Below are 22,266 nucleotides of genomic sequence, written 5' to 3'. Positions count from 1 at the left end.
CTATGGAAGTTAGTGAACTGCTCAACAATTACGAAAAAGGACAAAGAGACTTTACTGGAGCCGATCTCAGCGGGAAAAACCTCAGCGGAGCAATCTTAATCGGAGTCAACCTTTCGCAAGCTAATCTTTCCGGGGCGAACCTCAGCAGGGCGTTTCTCACCAAAGCAACACTCAACGATGCACAGATGCAAAGAACAAATCTGACTTTTGCCAAAATGGGCGAAACCCAACTTTCAGGTGCAGATTTGACAAAAGCTAATTTGAGTGGAGCTTTTTTGGTAAAAGCAAAATTGCCCAGAGTAAGGTTAAGCGGCGCAACTTTAACTAGCGCAAACCTGCGGGGCGCTGTATTGTGGAATGCTAATTTGTGCAGCGCCGACTTGCAATTAGTTAACTTGCTGGGCGCGAATCTGACGGCAGCTAATTTTAACTGGGCCAACCTTTACGGTGCAAGGCTCAATAGTGCAAAACTTTTTGGAGCTCAATTAACCGGAGTCAGTCTGCGGCGAGCGCAGTTGACAGGGGTGAATCTCTGCGGTGTAGATTTAAGCGGCATTAACGTGAGCGAAGCTAAACTCATGGGAGCTAATTTGGAAGGCTCGAATTTGGTGGGGGCGAATTTCAGCGCGGCTCAGTTGCGTGGGGTGAAGTTGGCGGGTGCAAACTTAACCGGCGCTAAGTTGAGGGGAAGTTGTTTGAGAGGGGCAAATCTGAATTGGGCAAAGTTGTGTCAAGCTGATTTGATGGCTGCAGATTTGAGCGAGGCGACGTTAGTAGGAGCTAATTTAGATAATGCTTTGTTGGCGGGAGCTATTTTGCCGGAATCTACTAGGCGCTATTTTTCTTTAGCTGGGGCTGGCAGAGTCAATTCTTGGGAAGTGACGGAAATTAAAAATGGGTAATGGGAAAGGGGGAATTTGGAAGTGGGGAATTGGTAATTGCGTATCTGAATTGGGTTTTTGAGCGGGCATCCCGCCCAACCCCTACTCCCCCCAATAATTTCCTCCAACTTGACTGTAAAATTTAGATGCGACACGATCGATTAAATCCGGTAACTAGAATTATTAAAAGTGGTAGATATCCTCGCCGGAAAGGGCATTGCCCTGTAGCTACAAAGAATTACGCTCAAGGTTTTCTGTTGAAATCAATTCTTTAATCTCAAATCTAAAATCGCTATGACTGTTAATTTTGGGGTGGTGCTGGTAACTGTGGCATCGGAGGCGGAGGCGGAGAATCTCGCTAAAAATTTAGTTGAACACAAGCTGGCTGCTTGTGTGAGTTTGTCGCCAATTCGCTCTATTTATACTTGGCAAGGCGAGATTCATGCCGGGTCAGAGTGGCAGTTGGTGATTAAAACTGATATGGCTAAATTTGAGGCTTTAAAAACAAAAGTTCAGGAACTCCATTCCTATGAAGTTCCCGAAATTATTGCTATTCCTATTATCGCTGGCAGTGATGCTTATCTCAATTGGCTGGGACAATCTTTAAGTTTGTAGTCAAGACTTTAGTCCTAAAGTGTCAAATGAAGAGGGACGAAAGCCCCTACTACAAATGGTCAGGAACCTAGGAATTATGACTGGTAGGGCCAATGACGCCGATTTTGTGGCGAAAACTTAGTTCGCCGCCGAACCAGCCTGTAATGCCCAGCAAGGTTGCAACGACGATCGATATTGCTAAACCTGTATATACGATCGGCTCAGCCGGATTACCTTGTCGCAACACCAGGTTAATCAGGGTAAGTACCATAACCGCCACATTGCCGCCCATGTGCAACCAGCCAGCACTGCGCTCGCGCACTCTTTTAACTTTGAAAAAATCTAAAAAGCCCGTGATTGCTGCCAAAATCCCCGCTGCAAAACCGACACCCATCAGCCAAACCGAAGCTCTCGCCCAAAACGGATCGCTTGTGAGCCAATAACCGATGTCCGTGCCCGCGGCTCCTACTAAAAAGGCGACCGGAAAGATGACGATGATGGGGTGGATGGGATGGCCTGCAACTGAAAGCGTACTCGTAATGCCGGCGTCACGATACTCTCTGTCGTCACTTTCTAGAATCGGCGGAATATTCGGATAGGGGGTACTATTTCTTTGATTTGTTTCCATGATTTCTAGCGATTAATTTTGTACAAAAAAGCCGTTTTTATTGGATTGAACTTAATCCCAAATCCGCTCGCCATTTTCGTCAACGCGGGCCTGCCGAATTACGTCAGAAATTTCGTCGGCGTCTTTGACGTGGTGCAAAGCTTTCTTTTCCCCATCGGGTTCTTCTACGATCACATAAGTTGGAACTGTAACAACATCGCCCGTGATGTCTGGCACGTGGTCTACCGCCAGTTGCTGGGCTTTTTCTTCGATGCTTTGCGGTTCGTCGGAAATGCGATCGCCCGGATTGACAGTGCGTTCCATATCTTTGCCTGGTTTGTCGATACTCATAAAAACCTCTCTGGTATTTCTAATTTTTTGCTGACTCTAATTCCTACTATTGAACGAAAAATATCTCTACGCAAACATCTCCCGACGGGTGGAAGTTTCAGTTATGCCGATCGCAGGCAGCCTCTTCCTGTAGGTAGAGGTTTTTCGGCTGGTTCGGAAAAAAACCTAAGCTAAAATCTAAGCATGATATTTTCCTTCCCTTTGAGTTGCCCATGAAAAGTTACGATTGGATTGTTGTCGGCGGTGGCATTACAGGTGCATCACTGAGTTACGAACTGGCCAAAAAAGGTTTTGTTGTGCTGCTTTTGGAACGAGATGCTGCCATGCAAAATGCTACTCGTTTTAGTTATGGTGGCTTGGCTTATTGGTCGGGGACGACTGATTTAACTCGCCAATTGTGTCAAGAAGGTATCGAACGCCACCGCAATTTATCGGCGGAATTAGATGCTGATACTGAGTTTCGCGAGTTGGATTTGTTGCTGACAATTGATGCGGGCAATGATGCCGAAAAAGTGGCGGCTAATTACGCGCATTTTGCGATTGTTCCGCAGCTTTTGAGTGTTGCAGAAGCTGGCGAGTTGGAACCTTTGCTGAATAAAAGTGCGATCGCCGGAGCTCTGACTGTGCGCCACGGTCACATTTCGCCGAGTGCCACAAATAAAGCTTATTGTCAAGGGTTTCTCCGGTTGGGAGGAACTATAGAATTTGCTGAAGTAATTGGGTTTATAGAAGAGGGAAACCGGATTTCGGGAGTCAAGACGGCGCAGGGAATTTATCGCTGTGAAAATACTGTGGTTTGTGCTGGAGGTTGGAGTCGGAGTTTGCTGAAGGTGGCTGGTGTTTCTGTGGGAGTTTATTTTACTCGCACCGAGATTTTGGAAACTGCACCTGTGGATTTGAAACTCAGGACTTTGGTGATGCCTGCGGTATTAAAACGTTTTGAATTGGAAGCTGAATCGAGTAGAATTGAGGTGGATTTTCTTTGGGATGAACCTGGTAAAGAGTTGCTGTCGCCGATTTTAGATTCGGGTGCAATTGGGTTTAATGATGGCAGTTTGCGGATCGGGCAATTGTCGCGCACTTTGAGCGATTTGAATGCTAAAGTCGATCGCGAAACCAGCGAAACGGCAATTCGTGCCGGAATCCGCAAGGTTTTGCCCGATTTGGCAGGTTTACCGGCAACTTGGCACGAGTGTAGTGTGGCATTTAGCGCTGATAATTTGCCTGTAGTAGGGCCGATTGCCGATCGCCCTGGATTGCACGTTTTTTCGGGTCTCAGCAATCCTTTGGTGATTGTACCTGCTTTGGCTGAGCGATTTGCGAATGCGGCGGGGGGAGAAGAAGATAGGGCGATCGGGCTTTTGTCTCCCAATAGATTTATCGCAGAAGGAAGAAGGAAGAAGGATAGATGACTAATGACTAATGACTACTGACTACTGACTAAAAAAGGCAGCGCGACAATAAATGTAGTACCTTTGTCGATCGCACTTTCCACGCTTATTGTACCGCCGTGCAGGTCAACTATGTGTTTGACAATGCAGAGTCCCAGACCCGATCCTTTAATCTTGCCTACATTAGCACCCCGTTCAAACTGCTGAAATAGTTTTCCTTGATATTCCGGTGTCATTCCAATTCCCTCATCTCGAACGCACAAAATTATTTGTTCGTTTTTGCAGCTTAAGTCTAAACATATATTGCCACCGTTTGGAGAATATTTAATGGCGTTTGAAAGCAGATTAGTCAGAAGGTGGTGCAGTAGTTTAGCATCGAGATTGGCGTGCAGCGGATTTGTGTGACTGCGGAAATGTACTAGGTGTTTGTCGGTGATGATAGGTTGCAGTTCTTCTAAAATAGACTTGCATAAGTCCGTAGCATTGATCTGATTTAAATTTAAGGAGATTTTACCTGATTCTGCTTTGCTAAGCATTAAAATATCTTCCAGCAAACTACTCATATTACTGACGGCTTTTTTAATGCGATCGACATTTTTATTGGTAGTTCCGGGGGTTTTATTCAATTCGCTATCTTCTAGCATTTCAGCCGATAACTGTATAGTAGTTAAAGGAGTGTTTAAATCGTGGTAAGCCATTGAAATAAAGCGCGCTCTATTTTCGCTTTTTTCTGCGGCTAATGCCATTATTTTTTTTAGACTAACTGCTTCTTGATGTTTGCTCAGCGCTATCTTGATTGTGGCGTGTAGTTCTCTTTGCTTAAAAGGTTTGAGGAGGTAGCCGTAAGAGCCAGTATTTTCGGCTCGCTGCAAAGTTGCGTCGTCGGCATAGGCAGTTGTATAGATAATTGGGATATCTAATTCTTGATTAATTATTACTGCTGTTTCTATGCCGTCAATGTCGCCTTTGATGACTATATCCATTAATATTAAATCAGGTTCCAATTCGCCGGCGCGATGAATGGCATCGGCTCCTGAAGAGACAATGCCTGCGATTTGATATCCTAAATTTTCTAATTTTTGGGCTAAACTTTTAGCAATTAAGAGTTCGTCTTCGACAATCAAAATATTAATTGCTTTTTCGGCCACATCCATAATTTTAAAACCTTTGGCAGTAGTTTAATTCATGAAATTTCAGGTGAAATGCTGTGCCAGTTTGTGTTAACAGTTCGATGCTTCCTTCTAACTGCTCAGTTAAAGTACAGACAACTTGAAAGCCCATTGAGTTAGTTTTCCGAAAATCTAAGTTTCGAGGAAAGCCGATGCCGTTATCCTTAACTAAGAGGTTGATTTCTCCATCGTCAGTTTGATAACATTCTACACTAACTGTACCACTCGTGGCATCAGGAAAAGCGTGTTTGAGCGTATTTGAAACCAATTCATTGGCAATTAAACCGCAGGGAGTAGCGGTTTCAAGATTTAGGGAAATTGGCTTAGCTAATACCTGCAACTTAATTTGGTTGTTGCTAATATTATAAGAGTGAAACAAGTTACTTACCAAATCTTCAAGATATTCGCCAAAATTAATTTGCGCTAAGTTAGTCGATCGGTACAGTTTTTCGTGAATCAGAGCCATAGAATAAAGGCGATTCTGACTTTCTTCAAACATTTTGCTTACTTGCGGGTCGGCAACTGTGTTCGATTGCAATTCTAACAGACTGGCAACTACGCAGAGGTTGTTTTTGACGCGGTGGTGAATTTCTTTAAGCAAAATTTCTTTTTCTCTGAGGGAGTTTTTCAAATTTGCTTCCGCTTGTTTGCGGTCGCTCAGTTCAGCTTGCAGTTGCTGGTAAAGTAGAGATTGCTGAATAGCGATCGCTAATTGATTCACCAACTGGTGAAATAAATTGATTTCCCATTCTAGCCACTCACGAGGACGATCGCATTGGTGGGCAATCAGCAATCCCCAAAGTTCGCTGTGCTGAATAATCGGCACTACTAACTTTGCCCTAACTTCAATCTGTTTCATAAACTCCGCCACACAATCTGTAAGGAAGGGAGAATCTAGTTCAGAGATCGCAGAAATTCGCCCTTGCAAATAAAGCTGATAACTTTCAGGCGGAAAAACCTCTTCGCCAAAATATCTATCCACGAGTTGGCTGCATCCTTCTGCCACCGCTTCAGCAATGACTCTGCCGCCGGTTTTGGGTAAAAGTTGATAAACCAAAACTCGATCGGCTAATAATACTTGCTGGAGTTCGGCAACCGTAGTGTTGAGAATTTCCTCTAATTGCAAAGACTGGCGGACGCGACGGGCGATCGCCTCGACGAGCCGTTCTCGCTCGAACTGCTGCTGCAGCGCTATTTCTGCGTATTTAGAATTGGTGATATCGGCGGCGTAACCAATAATTTCTATCGGAATGCTCCTGCTGTCAACCAATAGTTTCAGTTCCGTCCGCAGCCAGCGGTAAAGTCCGTCTCGGTGCAGAAAGCGGTACTCGCAAATGCAATTTTCGCCCTCGGACAAATTAGAAAAGTTTGCTAAAAATTGGAGCCGCTCTTCAGGGTGAATCCGGCTCGACCAAAATTTAGAATCTGCTAACAGTTCTTGGGGATCGTAGCCCATGATTGCCTTAACGTTGTCGCTAATGTAAGTAGTACAAAAATCTCCCGTGGGTGCGGCAGTAAAAATTACTGCAGGATTAGAAGCCAGTAAAAATTGCAGGCGTTCTTTTAATTGCTGAAATTCCATTTCTGCCCGCTTACGATAACTGATATCTTCGATCGCCCCCATGCTGTAGAGAGGAATGCCCTCGCGATCGCGGATCAGCGTCACCGTCAAGTTTGCCCACATCAGCTCGCCATTCTTCTTAATCAAGCGTTTTTCCGTTTGTAAACGAGAAATATTGCCGCAGATCAACTGCTTGACTTCCTCTACATCTGCTTGTAAATCTTCTGGATGCGTGAGTTCAGTAAAAGTCATGCTAGCCAACTCCGAATCGCTGTAGCCCAACATCTGGCGGTGAGCTTCATTCACTTTGATCGTGCGGTAGTCGCGCACGCTTGCCAAACCAATCGCGATCGGAGCATCGTCAAATAAGTTGCGAAACTTTTCCTCGCTCTTTTGCAGTGCAGCTTCTGCCTGTTTGCGAGCGGTAATGTCTCGGGCGACCCACATCACCCGATCGAGATCCAGCGGCGAAATAGTGGCATCAAACCAGAATAACTTGCAGCCAATTTCCATGCTGTATTCAACTCTGTGAGTTTGCCTAGATGCTAAGGTTTGGCGAATGTGACCCAGGGCAAAATTAGCTTCCGCTTCTGGGAAGATTTCGGCGAGGGTTTTGCCCAGCACTTCAGGAGCAGGTTTGTACAGCAGTTGGGGAGCAGTGGGGGCGATTTTGAGGTAGCGGCCGCTTGCGTCGAAAACCAGGACAATATCCGTCATCGCGTTAAACAGCGCCAGCAGTTCGGCTTCGGAGTTTTGAAGTTTTTCTTCGGTCAATTTGCGATCCGTAATGTCGGTGTCAGTGCCAGTCAGGCGGAAAGCCTTGCCAGAAGCCGATCGGATCGCGCTGCCGCGGGCAAGTATCCAGCAGGTGCTGCCGTCTTTACGCACCATCCGGTGTTCTACTTCATAAATTTCTGTTAAACCCTCTAGATAAGCATTTACTGCTTGGGCGACTGTAACTCGATCGTCGGGATGAACGTGAGATGCCCAATTTTCCATGCGGTTAGGAATCTCTGCGTCTTGATACCCCAACAAAGCTTTCAAAGACGGAGCAATATAGATTTCGTCGGTTTCCAAATTCCAGTCCCAAACCCCCACTTTGCCGGCCGATACTGCCATTTCGTACCATTGTGTCCGCTGCTGCACTCGCAGTTCTAACTCTGCATTGAGCTGCTGCAAAGCGATTTCTGCTTGTTTGCGATCCGTGACATCCCTGCCTGCAGCTTGATACTCGACGATTTGTCCGCTCTCGTCGAATATCGCCCGATCGATCCACTGGTGCCAGCGAATTTCCCCGCTCGGCAAAATTACTTGGTGCTCGCAGGTAAAAATAGGGTTGTCGGGAGACACAGAAGTATATTGCTGTTGAAAAATTTCTCGGTCTGCTTCTGGCAGCAGGGACATGAAGCATTTGCCGAGTAAGTCGAACGCCTGCAGGCCGAAATAACGGCAGTAAGCTTGATTGACAAAAGTTATTTTACCGTCTGGGAGGTAGCGGCAAATCAGTTCGGTTTGGTCTTCCACAATCGCCAGGTAGCGCGCCTCGCTTTGCCGCATGGCATTTTCGGCATTTTGGCGATCGCTGACTTTTTCGAGTTCACAATTGCCCTCTAACAGTTCGCATTGTTCCTGGAGTTTTGCCACTTCTTGATGCAGTGCCTCGATCCAGCTATACATTGCTGGGCGAATCCTTTTTTCGCTAACTATACCTACTGGCTGACCCCGTTCATCTACAATTGGCAAGCAATCGATCGAGTATTGACAAAATAGCTTGAATGCGGTAGTAAGATCTGTAAATTCTGATTCTTGTAAGACAATTAAATTCCGCGTCATTGCCTCGGCAACTTTCATGCCTTGCCATCCGTATTCGGAGGCGGCTAAGTTCAGCACATCTTCCGGGCTTAGCAGTCCGACTAGCTGATTTTCATCGACAACTAAGACGCAATTAATCGATGCTTGTACAGTTTCGTTTGAGTCGTGAAATGCAGGTGAATTAGGCATTGGACAAGGGTAGCTCGTCCGACGCATCAGGGCGATCGCCTCTGCGAGCGAAGTTGAGGACCCAACCGTTGCCGGGTGGCGATCGACAGCTTCGTCGGGCGATCGTAAATTGGCCGACAAATTAGCAAGTTGCATTAGTCTTGGTCAAAAAGAATTGTTAATTAACTTTAGCAATACTTTTAGTCATCAGCCAGAGGACTTATGACCGATGAGCTGCCTTATTTTATACCACCAATAAGCAGATAAGTTTTCATTTCCCCTTTGCCTTTAACTTCAATCATTCCTCGCTCCTGAAACAAATATTTGTGTCCCAATAAATTATAAGTAGTTTCGCTCACTTGAATCCGCCAAGGTAAACCGTGAGATTCCATGCGGGAAGCAATATTTACCGTGTCGCCCCAGAGATCGTAAATAAACTTCTTTATACCAATTACTCCTGCAACAACCGGGCCGCTGTGAATGCCGATACGGATGCTAAAATATTGATTATGCCTAGCATTAAATCGGGCTATTTCAGCTTGCATATCTAGGGCCATTTGGGCGCTCGCATCTGCGTGGTCTGCCCTGGGTTCAGGGAGTCCTCCTACTGCCATGTATGCGTCCCCGATGGTCTTAATTTTCTCTAAACCGTGCCGTTCGCACAAAAGGTCGAATCCTGAGAAAATCTTATTTAGGATCTCCACAAGGTCGATCGGATTCATGACAGCAGACAAAGCAGTAAACCCCACAATGTCGGCGAACAAAACAGTCACTTCCGGAAAGTATTCGGCAATAGTAGTTTCGTTTTGCTTGAGGCGTTCTGCTATTGCCTTGGGCAAGATATTTAACAGCAGCTTTTCTGATTTTTCTTGTTCTTCCCACAACGCATCTTCTGCTTGCTTGCGTTCCGTAATGTCGTGGTAACTCCAGACTCTCCCGATAATTTTATCTCCCAGCCGCTGCGGTTGCGAATAGCGTTCAAAAAACCTGCCGTCTTGAAATTCCAACAAATCGTAACTTTCGGCTTCTGGCTGATCGTAAAGCGATTCTATTCTCTCTTGGAATGCTTGGGGGTCTTTGAGTTGGTTTAGGACAAAGGCGATCGTTGTGGCGTCGTCTCGCAGCGCCATCACTTCGTTAGGTATGCGCCACATTTCCACAAATTCTCGATTGAAAGTGACTATTTTTCCGCTCCTGTCAGTAGCTAAAATACCGTCCGCAGTTGAATCAAAAGTTGCTTGCAGTAAGGACACAGATTTTGCTAGGGCGTCTTCGGCCATTTTTCGAGCAGTAATGTCTCGCAAAATAGCGCGAATAGCTACTAGCGAACCTGCGGCAAATTTACAGCTCATGCTGCCTTCTAGCAAAATTTTGTCGTGATATTTAGTAATAAAAATTACTTGAATAGAGTCTGGATATAATGTATTTTCCTTAGCAGTTTTATTGCTAATTGCTTGGTACAATATGTCCAGAGACTCTGGGGAACTGTTCGGATGAATGATATCAAAAACAGTCATTTGAGCAATTTCTGCTTCGGTGTAGCCCAGAGTTTCCCGCCAAGCTCGATTTACATACAAAAAATGACCGTCTGCTCCTATACTTTGAATTAAGTCAGTAGCATTTTCAAATAAGTCTCGCAGTTGTTCTTCGCTTTCCCGCAAAGCTATTTCCGCTTGTTTGCGCTTGATAAATTGACCGAGTTGGCTGCCGATGTTTGCCATTATCTGGAGCAATTCTTCATCAAAACACTGTACTTCGCGGCTGAAGAAAATCATCACACCCAACACAGACTTTGCAGAATTTTCAGGGTCGTAGTCGCCCCAAATTGGGAAACCAAAAGCTCCGTGCAGTCCTTCTTCAGCAGCGATTTCGCGGCGCATACAACTGTCGCTTTTTGCGACATCGGCAATCCACTGAGAGGAACCGCTGGCCCAAACGAAACCGGGTAAACCTTCGCCAAACGCACAAGTCATTTGTTCGGTAAATTCAGCAAATTTGGGGAGAGCAACTGAGCGTTTTGTCCAACTGGCGACGCAGCGAAGCAAATTGGGGTCGGAAACCGCAGTTATTCTCTTAGTTTCTGACAGCAGTTTTTCCCCAGCTTCTGGCATCCAAAGTTCGACGGTATCCCATCCCAAGCTGTCGCAAATTACAGGGAGAATTGCTGCTATAGCTTTTTTGATTGTTTCGGAGGCCGACAGGATGCGAGTGGTGATGTACTGAGTTAATTGTCGCTTGCGGGCCCGGTGTCTATCTGTGACATCGCGGCCGATGTACACGAAATCTTGAAGGGCGGGCCCAGAGCCAGAAACGCCTTTAATATCAGTCGAAATCGCCGTACAGGAAAACGAAACTGTGAGCTTTTCTCCGGTTTTTGCCGTGCAAATTACTTCGGCGTTAGTTTGCAATTGTTGAGGCTCCTGGCGGACTGCTTGCAAAGAGGAGCCAAAAGCAGCAAGAGCGTCTATTTGCTGGCCGACTAATTCTGATTCGCTGTAACCGAACAAATCTTGAGCCGCTTGATTGACTTTTTTAATCTTTCCCGAGGCTGTTGTTACCAACAAAACTTCGGCCATTGAAGTAATAATTTTTTCAACATAATTATTAGTAGCCGCTAACGTACTCAATAAAATATCCATTTCATTGGTAGCTTGCACTAGAGTTTGTTCTAAAGCCATCCTGTCGGTTACGTCCTCAAAAAATATAATTAATCTCTGATAATTCTCGTCATTGGTGAACTCGACGATATACATATCAAAATAAAGCCGCGAACCGTTTCCTAATAGCCGCGTGATTGCTTTTAATTCATAATTTGGCAAACGATTTTCAAAAATATCGATTAAAATTTCTTCAGTTCCCACTAATTCTGGAAAAGGAATGCGGACATCGTTGCCGGCGACTACTTCGTCGGGAGAGTCGGCAAACCGCTGCACTTGCGGAGAGATTTCTTGGATTAAAAAATTTTTATCCAGTGCTAGGTACTCCAAGTGGTGGGGAACTAACAGTTTTTTTAACAAGGTTTTCATGTGAGCTTTTTAGTAGTGAATGCGCCCTGTATATGGAATTATCGAAAATCCATCTATTTATCTCTGTTTCTCAAATGGAATTCTGACTATAAAGGTAGTGCCTGACCCTATCTGGCTGGAAAATTTGATTTGACCTCCGTGCAAATCTACACACTGCTTGACTATGGATAAACCCAGTCCTGTACCTGGTATTTTTCCGACATTTTTGGCTCGATAATAAGATTCAAAAAGTTGTTCTTGGTCTTCGAGAGGAATGCCAATGCCTGCGTCTTTAATTTTAAATGTAGCTTCTTTATTATTCTGACAACTTAATTCAAAATAAATATGGCTGTCGAGGGGCGAATATTTGATAGCATTTGACAGCAAATTTGTCAAGATGTGCCGCAGCAATTTTGGATCTAGTGCGGGCAACTGTTGCGTTTCCTGCGACTCGTTATCATTTTTTTGCGCGGGCGTAACTAATTCTTGATAAGTAAAGTTAATTGTATGATTTTTTCCATAACTAATTTTAATTGATTCTACTAACTCACTGCAAAAGTTTTTTAAGTCAACTGGTGCGGGATAGAATTCGAGTTTTCCGGCTTCGGCGCTGCTGAGCAACCGCAGATCATCTAATAGCTGAGCCATTTGTTGAGATGCTGATTTAACGTGTTGCAGGTATTTTTGTTTTTCCGCGTGGGTGATTTCGTCGCCGTAGTCTTGGAGGATTTTAGTAGCAAATAATACTGTACTTAGAGGATTGCCAAATTCGTGAGCAATCATCGAGAAAAAACGAGATTTTACCTGTCTGAGTTCTTGCTCTTTTGCCAAAGAGCCGCGAATTTCTATTTCTTGTTGTTTGCGTTCTGTGATGTCCCTGCCTATATAAATGAAATCGTAAAGTCCCTCTAGTTCGGTCTGAATTGCTGAACAGGAAAATTCTACCCAAATTTCTTCTCCTGCTTTAGTAGTGCAGACTATTTCTAGTTCTCTACGCAGCTCTTTCTGAGACAAAATATAGCGGTGGCGAGCTTGGTAAATTAATGTGTCTTCGAGTAATATTAAAGACAGGGGTTTGCCGATCAATTCTGCTTCGCTATACCCAACTAACCATTGGGCAGATTGATTGATTGTTTTGATAGTTCCTAATGTTGTTGTCACCAACAAAGCATCGCCCATCGACCGAATAACTTTATCTATATAGTCTTTAGAAGCGGCTAAGGCACTAACCAAAAGATTAGCTTCATTCGCCCTCTGAATCAACGATTGCTTCATCACCATCTTTTCGGTGGTATCTTCAATCAAAATTAGCAATTTACTTGGCACATCTTCTTGTTCTTCTTCATATTTGATAGCCAACATATCAAAGTATAAAGGGCGGTTCGGGTCGGTAAACCGAGCGATACCTTTGACTTCAAAACCCGGCAGCCGTCCCATAATGATAGACATAAGGATATTTTCAATGCCAATCAGTTCGGGAAAACTCAGGCGAGCATCTGCACCGGGTATAGCATCGCCTGGAATATCGGCATAATGCTGCACTTCTGCAGAGATTGCCTGAATGATAAAATGGTGATTGACTATAAAATACTGTGTTTGTCGCGGGCCTAACAGCTTTCTTAACAGTGGATTCATAATTGTTCTACCATTGTGTAAGCTAGTTTATAGAAAATTTCGTCAACGTCTTTGCCTGTTTTAGCAGATGTCGTGTAAACTGCTATTACTTTGTCTTGACATATCGAATGGGATATTTCCACTAGCAGCGCCAATTTTTCCTCGTCAATCAAGTCTACTTTGTTTAAAGCGACGATTATCGATCCTTTAGGATTGACTGAAGAAAAAAGCTGAATGTGTTCGGAGATTCGCTCAACAGTTTCGGATCGGCTGACATCGGCAACGATTAAAACACCGCTAGCTCCCTGCAAGTAAGTCGGTGCAATTCCTTTGAATTTTGTATGCCCTTCTAAGTCCCAAATCAGCAACTTTGCAGTCACGTTTTCCCGCTGTTTTACCCCTTCTAATTCTACGATTTTGCTGGAAATTTTTACTCCCACGGTGGAGAGGTATTGGTCGCTGAATTGCCGATCGACAAAACGGCGGATCAGGCTGGTTTTGCCAACGCCAAAATCGCCGATCATACACATTTTTTTAGATATAGTAACTGACATAATTATTTACTGTTTATGGTCTTAGTTATTGGTTCAAATACCACGCATCTGCTTAAAAGTCGCGGTTGGTTGGGTTCCACGTCGGCAGGAGGATTGGGGATGCCAACCGTTTGGAGGCGCTTTGGGTCAGCACCCTGCCACACTAAAGCATCTCGCACTGCTGCGGCACGCCTCAGCGACAACTGTTGATTTGTAGCAATTTCCCCAGTTCGATCGCTGTGCCCAATTATCTTAATCTGTTTTTGAGGATATTGATCGATGAATTTTTTGACACTGGCGATGATTTCTCCGTATGTAGGGTCTAATGTTGTCGTTCCTGGCTGGAAGTAAATGCGGCTTGTAATTTTCAGCGGCTCTAATTTAATCGTACTGATGACCGACTGAACACCGGGAATTTGCTTCAGGGACTGAGCTATTTTCTGTGCATCTGCACCGTCTCTAACGGTACCCTCTACAGTCACTTTACGATCGCCATACCGACTAGAAATAGAAACGCCATCTTTCTGGTTCAAAACGGCAGTAATCCGCTGCACTTCAGCCGCAGTCAAAACTGGATCGGGGGGGACATCTACAGCTATAATTCTATTATCTAATTGCAATTTCGGTGCAGTTGATGCGGCTATTTTTGCAGCTTGTGCCCGCAATTCTTGATTTGGCAACTTACCGCTTAGCTTTAAAGTTTTGCCATCAACTGCAACATCTAAGCGGTAAACTGCTAATTCTGGAGTCGAGGCTAAAGCTGCGATGGCATTTGCTTCGAGGCGACGCTCAACGCTGCTGCGGTACTGATAAATTCCCCAAGGTACTAAGATTAAGCTCAAGGTGGCTAAACTGATAGCCGCTAGGGCGATCGGGGGTTTTGTTGATTTTTCCCTTTGCAGCGGGTCGAATAAACTTTTTATGTACGGGTGCAGGGACTCAGGTATAGTACCGGGATCGCCGTTAAACTCGTGAATTAATTTAGCATAATTAAGAATGAGATTAGTAACGGTTTGTCGCAGTTTGTTGATGAAAAAGTTTGGCGGTTCTCCTTTGATCACGACTGCCATGTAGCAATATCCCGCTACTTCTAGCAGAATTTTTGAGTCGCCGTATTCAATTTGATTTAGTTCGGAAGATTCTCCCGGCTGCACGATGCACTCGTTAACAAAGCTGCGAATAGCTGTGAGCATTCCTGCTACCATTTCTGATTCTAACTGGTAGCTTTCTGAGTTTTGAAATTCGGAAATTATCAAGCCTGATGCTTTGTGAATTAAGAATGCTGCTTGGACGGTAAAGGGTACTGATTCTTGGAGGATTAATTCAGCTTCGGAGACTCCTTGTACTTTGGAGCTAATTTTTCTCTTCAATCCTTCAACGCTGATGGCATTTGACACTTTTTCATTGATTGTCTTGATAGCTTCTGCCATGTATCGGGAAATTGTACTGCCAATTACGGGATAGAGGGCATCCACCATAGAGTCGCGTTCGAGTTTTATTTGGGCTGTAATCGCTTTACCCATTTCCGGGGCGAGGGCCTGGGCGATCGACTCTTGGTCGAGGCGAATTTGCTCTTTAATTGCCAGACCAATTTCTGGGGCGATCGCGCGAGCAATATCCGCTGGCGAATTGACTATTTGTTGAGCAAGTGCGTCGGGAAGCAGCTCAGCTATTGCCGCACTCATTGCCGACTTATTTTCCTGAGTTTTTGCCCTAATCACTTCGTCAATAATTGGCCCGATCGCCTTGACAACTTCTTCTCTGGAGTCGGCAATTTTGCGGCTGAGAATTTCTGCGATCCAAGGCAGCATCAACTCAATCAACTCTTGGGGCTCGTAGATTTGGTGCTCCAATTTTCCTAATTTATCGTCGATTGTTGCCATCAGGTGGCGCACCCCGGGCAAATCGTTTTCTGCCAGCAGATTTTTGACTTGCTCGATATCTGATATTTTTGAGCCGAAAATCAGATTTTGCAGCGTTTCCATCGCGCTGTCGGCTTGATTTAAATCTTGTTTAATTTGGCTTAATATTTCTGTAGGCTGCGATATCGCGGTCGGCTGTTCTACCAAGTTTGGCATCGATTGAAGCGAAGCTACCACCGGATCTAAATATGCAGTTTCTGGTGACTCTGAGACTGGGGAAACTATGAAGTCATTGGAAACTTCCGAGGATTTTGACTCGGTTGGGGGAAGGGAAACATTTTGGAAATGCCGATCGAACCCGTGGGATTTTTGACCCTGTACTTCCTGTAGAGAATCTTTCATTGTCAAGTTAGACAATTCTGCTACAGGCTGTGACTCCTCCTCCAAATCCGGCTGGGCGATCGCGGAAACATCTATAGTTTTAGCGGAGGAATAGTCTTTTTCCAGTTCTGAAGTGTTGAGTTTGTGAGTAGCGAATAGCAAACTTTTAAACTCGTCTGCAACAGGCGGGGAATCGCCAGACTCCGGTTGGCGAGAGCCAGTTTCGGGTACACTCGCTGCAACTTCCTCTGGCTCTTGCTCAGAAATACCTAACAAATCCATCAACCCGCAGAGGGCCCCTGCTTGATTATTTTCGCCACTGCTGTCATCCTCGGACTGTGCATTTTGCTGGTTGGAACCAGCAATAATTTTGAGATCGACTAACAGATTCAGCAAGGGTTCTAGCTGGGTTGCTGCATCGGCAGCGGACTCATCAGGTTGAGAAACAAAACCCTCTAACTCATTTTCGTCAGCCGGATTTTCTTTCGGTAAAGCCATGCGTTGTTATCCGTTATGGTGGCGCTCCGGCAACAGAAATTCGGTATTTAACTTATTATCCGCAACGCCTTTAAGTTCGGGGACAAATTCTGTTCCTTTGAGCCTCATGCCCAGTTCAAACAGAATTTCTGCCATGTCGTCTCTAGAAACTTTAACATCTCTGAGCATAGAAAAGCGACGGTCTAGCTCTTCAAAAACCTGTGTTTTCAAAGTGCGGGTTTCTTCAGATAGTCGCTCTCTGGTTTGGGAGAATTCGTCGCGAAGCGAACGGGTTTGATTGTCAATAGCCTCGTCGAGGGCTTCAATGCTGCTGGAGAATTTTCGGTTAACGCGATCGACTTGCTGACGGATGTCTGCGCTTTCTTCTTGGGTGTTTGAGGTGAGCGATTTAACTTTCTTTTCTAACGCATCAACGGCAGCCCTCATTTCTCCTGAAAGAACTGTTTTTACTTGTTCGATGCGAGTTTGCATATCTTGCTGCATCATGGACAAGTCGGAATCTATTTTATCGAAGCGATTGTCGTATTCTCTAAGCTGCGCTCCAAAAATTATATCGCGAATCTGGTCGATATTTCCCAGCCGTTCCCGCATTTCTTCTTTAGTTATTTCGGCCATGCTTGTACCTAGAATCTCCGGAGATTGTGAGTTTAAGAACTGTGCTAGTGATTTACTACCGTTGTTGGTGGCACTAGCTTTTGTGAGTGGGCGGGCTTTTATTTTTTGAACTCTCACCCCTGCGTCGGGGATGGGATTTTTTAGAGTCTTGACTCTAAATATCCTGAGATCCAAATTGTTGAGCCTGGTCTTGTCACCAAAAATGGCGATTTGCTATCCTTGGCTTGCAGCAAGCTCATAGAAGCGTAGATTTTGCTGCTATACAGCACAGCGGGGTAGGTTTTAATGTCTTGTACTGACATCTTCAATGATATCGCATCTTGACAGTGCCTCATACCACAGCGCTTGATCCCCGGCAAAAAGCGGGGCGCGCGCTCCACGTGCCCTTATATATAATATATAACTCAAAAGCTGCACCGATCGCTCGCCGATCGGCTCCCAGGGATGTTGCCTTTGAGCACTAAGCATTTACACACCCGAACTCTGCCCACTTTCCCCCTCGAAGCCTCTCCTCCTGGGATCGCCCAAAAATTCATAGGGCCCGATCGACAGCGATCAGACCCAATAATATGAGAACTTTGTTTTTTCTAACAAACGAGATGTGTTTCCGATTGAGAACTGTTACTTACTAGGGTTTACAACTTGTGCAGCTTTACTTTTAATCAGCAACGACAACTAAGTCTTACTTGACTGCGGTTTGGCTTGACTGCTCTATCGGCATTTCGCCACTATTTCAAGTTGTGTTCGTTTAATTTCTGCTGCGCCTGGGAATCTAGACCGGAGACACCATGCCTATATCCTTGAACTTTCTTTCTAAATATAGCGACCTCCTTTCTCTTTCTGTCCCGGTGTCTATTATTAAGTTAGCACGACCTTTCCGAGCAGTAAAGCACTATTTGCAAAACTTGATAGGTCTTTACATTACTAAGTATAATGATATGAATCTCCAAATAGATGTAAGTTAGCACTCACGCACTCCTAACCAACAAACCGGGTTTTTCTACCGAGATTGAGGATTTTAAGCAAGTATTTTGGTAGAAAAACCGGGTTTCTGGACACCCGTGCGTAAGTCCTATAAATTCTATTGTTGCTACATCTTTACATACTTAAGTGTTTTTGTCATGTCTATTTCTCCTAAGTTTCTCAGTGGCAGCCAAATCCGCCAAACCTTCCTCGACTTTTATGCTCAGCGGGGACATAAGATATTGCCGAGTGCTTCTTTGGTTCCCGAAGATCCGACGGTGTTGCTGACGATCGCCGGAATGCTGCAATTCAAGCCGATATTCCTCGGACAGCGCGCCGCCGAATCACCGCGCGCCACGACTTCTCAAAAGTGCATCCGCACCAACGACATCGAAAATGTCGGCCGCACCGCGCGCCACCACACGTTTTTTGAGATGTTGGGCAACTTCAGTTTCGGGGATTATTTCAAGAAACAGGCGATCGCCTGGGCGTGGGAACTTTCCACCGAAGTTTTCGGTTTACCAGCTTCCAATTTGGTTGTTAGTGTTTTTCGAGAAGATGACGAAGCTTTTGCGATTTGGCGCGATGAAATTGGCATTCCGGGCGATCGCATTCAGCGCATGGGAGAAGATGACAATTTCTGGCAATCTGGCCCGACTGGCCCCTGCGGCCCGTGCTCGGAGATTTACTATGATTTTCACCCAGAGAGAGGCGACAATATTGACCTCGAAGATGATAGCAGGTTTATCGAATTCTACAACCTGGTTTTCATGCAGTACAATAAAGATGCAGAGGGCAATTTAACACCGCTGCAAAATCAAAATATTGATACTGGCATGGGACTGGAACGGATGGCGCAAATCCTCCAGAAAGTCCCCAATAATTACGAAACAGATTTGATTTTTCCGATCATTCAATCGGCGGCAGAAATTGCCGGAATTGATTACCACAATAGCGATGAAAAAGTTAAGGTTTCGCTGAAAGTAATTGGCGATCACATTCGGGCTGTGGTGCACATGATTGCGGACGAAATTCGCGCGTCCAATGTTGGTCGGGGTTACATTTTGCGCCGGTTGATTCGCCGGGTGGTGCGCCACGGGCGACTGATTGGAATTCAGGGCGAATTTACGGTGCGGGTGGCTGAAAGTGCGATCGCCCTTTCGGAAGCTGCTTATCCGAACGTGCGGCGGCGGGAAGCTCAAATTAAGGCGGAATTGGCAAGGGAAGAAGCGCAGTTTCTCAAGACTTTGGAACGCGGAGAGAAGCTGCTGGATGAAATTGTCGATCGCACCAAACAGCAAACCAACCAACAAATCAGCGGTAAAGATGCTTTCACTCTTTACGATACCTACGGTTTCCCCTTAGAACTAACTCAAGAAATTGCTGAAGAACAGGGAATTTCTGTGGATTTGGACGGCTTTGAAGCGGCGATGAAGGAACAGCAAATTCGCGCTAAAGATGCTCGCCAAACAATCGATTTAACCGTGCAGGGCTCTTTGGATAAGTTGGCTGAAACTATCCAGGGAACTGAGTTTGTCGGTTATGCTGAATTGTCGAGTTTAGCTGAGGTGGAAGTTATCTTGGTTGACGGCAAATCTGTGGAGGAAGCAGCCGCCGGTACCGAGGTACAAGTTGTTTTGAACCAAACGCCTTTTTATGCAGAATCCGGCGGACAGATTGGGGATAAAGGTTATTTGAAAAGCGGAGATAATGGTGATGGTTTGTTAGTAAGAGTTGATGATGTGAAGAAGGAATCGGATTTCTTCGTGCATTTCGGCTTTGTGGAACGGGGAACCCTGAGAGTTGGCGATAGTATTACTGCGAAAATTGACAATAGCAGTCGCCGCCGAATTCAGGCAAACCACACAGCAACTCACTTATTACAATCAGCTTTGCGGAAAATTGTGGACGATTCGATTTCGCAAGCTGGTTCGCTGGTATCGTCTGAGAGATTGCGGTTTGATTTCAATTCTCCGCGCGCTGTCACAGCAGAAGAGTTGCAGAAAATTGAGGATTTAGTTAATAGTTGGATTGCTGAAGCCCACGCTGCGGTCGTTGCAGAAATGCCGATCGCCCTTGCGAGAGAAAAAGGCGCGACTGCGATGTTTGGCGAGAAGTACGGCGATGTGGTGCGGGTTATCGATTTTCCCGGCGTTTCGATGGAATTGTGCGGCGGAACTCACGTCAGCAATACGGCAGAAATCGGGCTGTTTAAGATTGTTTCCGAAGCGGGGGTAGCGGCGGGAACTCGCAGGATTGAAGCGGTTTCGGGTCAAGCTGTTTTGGACTATTTGAATGTGCGCGATAAGGTGGTGCGCGATTTGGGCGATCGATTTAAGGCGAAGCCTGAAGAATTGCCGAACCGGATTACTAATTTGCAGAATGAGTTGAAGGATACTCAGAAACATTTGGCTGCTGTGAAGTCGGAATTGGCGATCGCGAAATCCGACCAATTACTAGCACAAGCTGAGGCGATAGGTGAATTCAATATCATTGTAGCTCAATTGGGTGATGTGGATACGGAAGCGCTGAAAACTGCGGCGGAAAGATTGCAGCAAAAGTTAGGAAATGCTGCGGTTGTTTTGGCCTCAATTCCTGAACCGGACAAGGTAAGTTTGGTGGCTGCTTTTAGTCCTGAAGTCAATAAGAAAGGATTGCAAGCTGGTAAGTTTATCGGGGGAATTGCTCAAATTTGCGGCGGAAAAGGCGGCGGGCGACCTAATTTGGCGCAAGCTGGGGGACGCGATGCAAGTAAGTTACAGGAAGCGTTGGAAAGTGCTCGGAATTTGTTGGTTGAAGGGTTGGGTTAATCTGGGTTTTCTGTAGGGACACGGCATTGCCGTGTCCTGCTTCCCTACTAAAGGTTAAGTTCCCCTTTTTTAAGGGGGAAATTTAGACGGTTCTGGAATCGACTGTGAACGAAAGATACAAAGGTTTTTTAGCGTAAGTTGACACTAATGACCCGAGTCTACTCGCTTGTATCTCGTGATATTAGCTAAACCCGCCCCAGAAAAAGATTGAGCTTAATATTGAGGTACAGATGGGTCTACTTCTTCACTCCAAGCAGTAATCCCGCCCTTAACATTAATCCCCTCAATTCCCGCTTCCTTCAAAATCCCCAAAGCCTTCGCAGAACGTCCGCCCATTTTGCAGTGTGCAATCAAGCGGTGGCCGTTCAACAATTCCTTGACCTTGGCAACACCTGCGCCGTGTTCGATATCTGGCAAAGGAACCAAAACCGACCCAGGAATTTGACAAATTTGATACTCGTTGGGATTGCGAACATCCAACAATACAAAATCCTTGGCACCGCTGTCGATTAACTCTTTAAGTTCCGTGACAGTCATCTCAGGAATTTGCGTTTGCTGACTTGCTTCCTGGGCTTTTGCTTGAGGAATGCCGCAGAATTGTTCGTAATCGATTAACTTTTCAATTACCGGACGCACTGGATTCGGCCGCAGTTTCAATTGCCGGAACGTCATATCTAAGGCATTGTAAAGCAACAGTCTGCCGCTCAAAGTAGTGCCTTGACCCAAGATAATCTTGATAGCTTCCGTTGCTTGGATAGAACCGACAACTCCGCACAAAACGCCTAAAACGCCGCCTTCTGCACAAGAAGGAACCATCCCAGGAGGCGGGGGCTCCGGGTACAAATCGCGGTAATTCGGGCCGCCTTCGTAGTTGAAAACTGTTGCTTGTCCTTCAAATCGGAAGATGGAACCGTAGACGTTGGGCTTGTTTAAAAGCACGCAAACGTCGTTCATCAAATAGCGAGTCGGGAAGTTGTCGGTGCCGTCGATGATGATATCGTAAGGAGTGGCAATGTCGATCGCATTTTCCGAACTAACGCGAGTTTCGTACAAATCAACTTGACAAAAAGGATTAATTTCTAAAATCCGATTTTTAGCAGACTCAATCTTCGGTTTCCCCACCCAAGAAGTGCCGTGAATTACTTGCCGCTGCAAGTTGGAATGGTCTACAACATCAAAGTCTACAATCCCAATGCGGCCAACACCGGCGGCGGCTAAATACAGCAGCAGCGGCGAACCGAGACCTCCCGTACCGATGCAGAGCACGCTGGCAGCTTTGAGACGCTTCTGCCCTTCCAATCCAACTTCTGGCAGGATGAGGTGGCGAGAGTAGCGTTCGTATTCTTGTTTGTTGAGCTGGATCTCGTCCAGATTAGGATTTAGCATGATATTGTGTGTAGCGCAGATTTTGAATTATATCCTATCTGAATCTTTCGCATTTTTACGTGTTT

14 protein-coding genes are annotated in these 22,266 nt (G+C 45.5%); 4 read left to right on the top strand and 10 right to left on the bottom strand.

All coding sequences use genetic code 11. The features are described from left to right. The first annotated feature begins 2 nt into the window (after window positions 1-2). Window positions 3-902: a pentapeptide repeat-containing protein gene (locus QUA53_RS05655; protein WP_333095454.1), complete on the top strand. Its 900-nt coding sequence runs from the start codon at window positions 3-5 to the stop codon at window positions 900-902. Between the two features lie 273 nt (window positions 903-1,175). Beyond that, window positions 1,176-1,496 (top strand): divalent-cation tolerance protein CutA, encoded by a 321-nt coding sequence (gene cutA / locus QUA53_RS05650; protein WP_333095455.1) that lies wholly within the window; start codon window positions 1,176-1,178, stop codon window positions 1,494-1,496. Between the two features lie 67 nt (window positions 1,497-1,563). Here the strand turns inward: cutA and QUA53_RS05645 are convergent, their stop codons facing one another. Both QUA53_RS05645 and QUA53_RS05640 read right to left on the bottom strand, forming a co-directional pair. Next, the gene (locus tag QUA53_RS05645) at window positions 1,564-2,103 is read right to left on the bottom strand and encodes a DUF2231 domain-containing protein (protein WP_333070813.1); all 540 of its coding nucleotides are present in this window, start codon (window positions 2,101-2,103) and stop codon (window positions 1,564-1,566) included. A gap of 51 nt (window positions 2,104-2,154) precedes the next feature. Next, window positions 2,155-2,433 (bottom strand): hypothetical protein, encoded by a 279-nt coding sequence (locus QUA53_RS05640; protein WP_333070811.1) that lies wholly within the window; start codon window positions 2,431-2,433, stop codon window positions 2,155-2,157. Window positions 2,434-2,645: 212 nt separating this feature from the next. On the opposite strand from QUA53_RS05640, the gene QUA53_RS05635 reads away from it, so the two are divergent. After that, the gene (locus tag QUA53_RS05635) at window positions 2,646-3,845 is read left to right on the top strand and encodes an FAD-binding oxidoreductase (RefSeq protein WP_333095456.1); all 1,200 of its coding nucleotides are present in this window, start codon (window positions 2,646-2,648) and stop codon (window positions 3,843-3,845) included. 14 nt (window positions 3,846-3,859) lie between these two features. Here QUA53_RS05635 and QUA53_RS05630 read toward each other — a convergent pair whose 3' ends face one another. The 7 genes from QUA53_RS05630 to QUA53_RS05600 all read right to left on the bottom strand — a co-directional run bounded on the left by QUA53_RS05630 (window position 3,860) and on the right by QUA53_RS05600 (window position 17,042). Further along, the gene (locus tag QUA53_RS05630; RefSeq protein ID WP_333095457.1) at window positions 3,860-4,978 is read right to left on the bottom strand and encodes an ATP-binding protein; all 1,119 of its coding nucleotides are present in this window, start codon (window positions 4,976-4,978) and stop codon (window positions 3,860-3,862) included. 4 nt (window positions 4,979-4,982) lie between these two features. After that, a complete protein-coding gene (locus tag QUA53_RS05625; protein WP_333095458.1) occupies window positions 4,983-8,690 on the bottom strand; it encodes a PAS domain S-box protein in 3,708 nt (1,235 codons plus the stop codon). 83 nt (window positions 8,691-8,773) lie between these two features. Beyond that, the gene (locus QUA53_RS05620; protein WP_333095459.1) at window positions 8,774-11,560 is read right to left on the bottom strand and encodes an adenylate/guanylate cyclase domain-containing protein; all 2,787 of its coding nucleotides are present in this window, start codon (window positions 11,558-11,560) and stop codon (window positions 8,774-8,776) included. Window positions 11,561-11,617: 57 nt separating this feature from the next. Then, complete coding sequence (locus QUA53_RS05615) at window positions 11,618-13,174, bottom strand: PAS domain-containing sensor histidine kinase (protein ID WP_333095460.1); 1,557 nt, start codon at window positions 13,172-13,174, stop codon at window positions 11,618-11,620. Next, window positions 13,171-13,707, bottom strand: a complete 537-nt coding sequence (locus QUA53_RS05610; RefSeq protein ID WP_333095461.1) for a Rab family GTPase — start codon at window positions 13,705-13,707, stop codon at window positions 13,171-13,173. Before QUA53_RS05610 ends, QUA53_RS05615 begins: the two co-directional genes overlap by 4 nt. Before the next feature lie 2 nt (window positions 13,708-13,709). Next, window positions 13,710-16,427, bottom strand: a complete 2,718-nt coding sequence (locus QUA53_RS05605; protein WP_333095462.1) for an OmpA family protein — start codon at window positions 16,425-16,427, stop codon at window positions 13,710-13,712. 6 nt (window positions 16,428-16,433) lie between these two features. After that, a complete protein-coding gene (locus QUA53_RS05600) occupies window positions 16,434-17,042 on the bottom strand; it encodes a hypothetical protein (RefSeq protein WP_333095463.1) in 609 nt (202 codons plus the stop codon). A 1,121-nt stretch (window positions 17,043-18,163) separates the two neighbouring features. Between QUA53_RS05600 and alaS the strand changes: the two genes are divergently transcribed. Then, window positions 18,164-20,815, top strand: a complete 2,652-nt coding sequence (gene alaS / locus QUA53_RS05595) for an alanine--tRNA ligase (protein ID WP_333095465.1) — start codon at window positions 18,164-18,166, stop codon at window positions 20,813-20,815. 213 nt (window positions 20,816-21,028) lie between these two features. On the opposite strand, the gene moeB is transcribed toward alaS, so the two are convergent. Continuing rightward, the gene (moeB, locus tag QUA53_RS05590) at window positions 21,029-22,201 is read right to left on the bottom strand and encodes a molybdopterin-synthase adenylyltransferase MoeB (RefSeq protein WP_190743852.1); all 1,173 of its coding nucleotides are present in this window, start codon (window positions 22,199-22,201) and stop codon (window positions 21,029-21,031) included. Between the last annotated feature and the right edge of the window lie 65 nt (window positions 22,202-22,266).

Origin of the sequence: Microcoleus sp. Pol12B3 (assembly GCF_036701355.1) — a bacterium.
Lineage (GTDB): Bacteria > Cyanobacteriota > Cyanobacteriia > Cyanobacteriales > Microcoleaceae > Microcoleus.
Note: the sequence above shows the minus strand (reverse complement) of the source record. Positions and strands in the feature narration are given on the sequence as shown.

Excerpts from the sequence above, each read along its gene's own strand:
- QUA53_RS05655 (WP_333095454.1), top strand. The coding sequence starts at position 3 with ATGGAAGTTAGTGAACTGCTCAACAATTACGAAAAAGGACAAAGAGAC.
- cutA (WP_333095455.1), top strand. The coding sequence starts at position 1,176 with ATGACTGTTAATTTTGGGGTGGTGCTGGTAACTGTGGCATCGGAGGCG.
- QUA53_RS05645 (WP_333070813.1), bottom strand. The coding sequence starts at position 2,103 with ATGGAAACAAATCAAAGAAATAGTACCCCCTATCCGAATATTCCGCCG.
- QUA53_RS05640 (WP_333070811.1), bottom strand. The coding sequence starts at position 2,433 with ATGAGTATCGACAAACCAGGCAAAGATATGGAACGCACTGTCAATCCG.
- QUA53_RS05635 (WP_333095456.1), top strand. The coding sequence starts at position 2,646 with ATGAAAAGTTACGATTGGATTGTTGTCGGCGGTGGCATTACAGGTGCA.
- QUA53_RS05630 (WP_333095457.1), bottom strand. The coding sequence starts at position 4,978 with ATGGATGTGGCCGAAAAAGCAATTAATATTTTGATTGTCGAAGACGAA.
- QUA53_RS05625 (WP_333095458.1), bottom strand. The coding sequence starts at position 8,690 with ATGCAACTTGCTAATTTGTCGGCCAATTTACGATCGCCCGACGAAGCT.
- QUA53_RS05620 (WP_333095459.1), bottom strand. The coding sequence starts at position 11,560 with ATGAAAACCTTGTTAAAAAAACTGTTAGTTCCCCACCACTTGGAGTAC.
- QUA53_RS05615 (WP_333095460.1), bottom strand. The coding sequence starts at position 13,174 with ATGAATCCACTGTTAAGAAAGCTGTTAGGCCCGCGACAAACACAGTAT.
- QUA53_RS05610 (WP_333095461.1), bottom strand. The coding sequence starts at position 13,707 with ATGTCAGTTACTATATCTAAAAAAATGTGTATGATCGGCGATTTTGGC.
- QUA53_RS05605 (WP_333095462.1), bottom strand. The coding sequence starts at position 16,427 with ATGGCTTTACCGAAAGAAAATCCGGCTGACGAAAATGAGTTAGAGGGT.
- QUA53_RS05600 (WP_333095463.1), bottom strand. The coding sequence starts at position 17,042 with ATGGCCGAAATAACTAAAGAAGAAATGCGGGAACGGCTGGGAAATATC.
- alaS (WP_333095465.1), top strand. The coding sequence starts at position 18,164 with ATGTCTATTTCTCCTAAGTTTCTCAGTGGCAGCCAAATCCGCCAAACC.
- moeB (WP_190743852.1), bottom strand. The coding sequence starts at position 22,201 with ATGCTAAATCCTAATCTGGACGAGATCCAGCTCAACAAACAAGAATAC.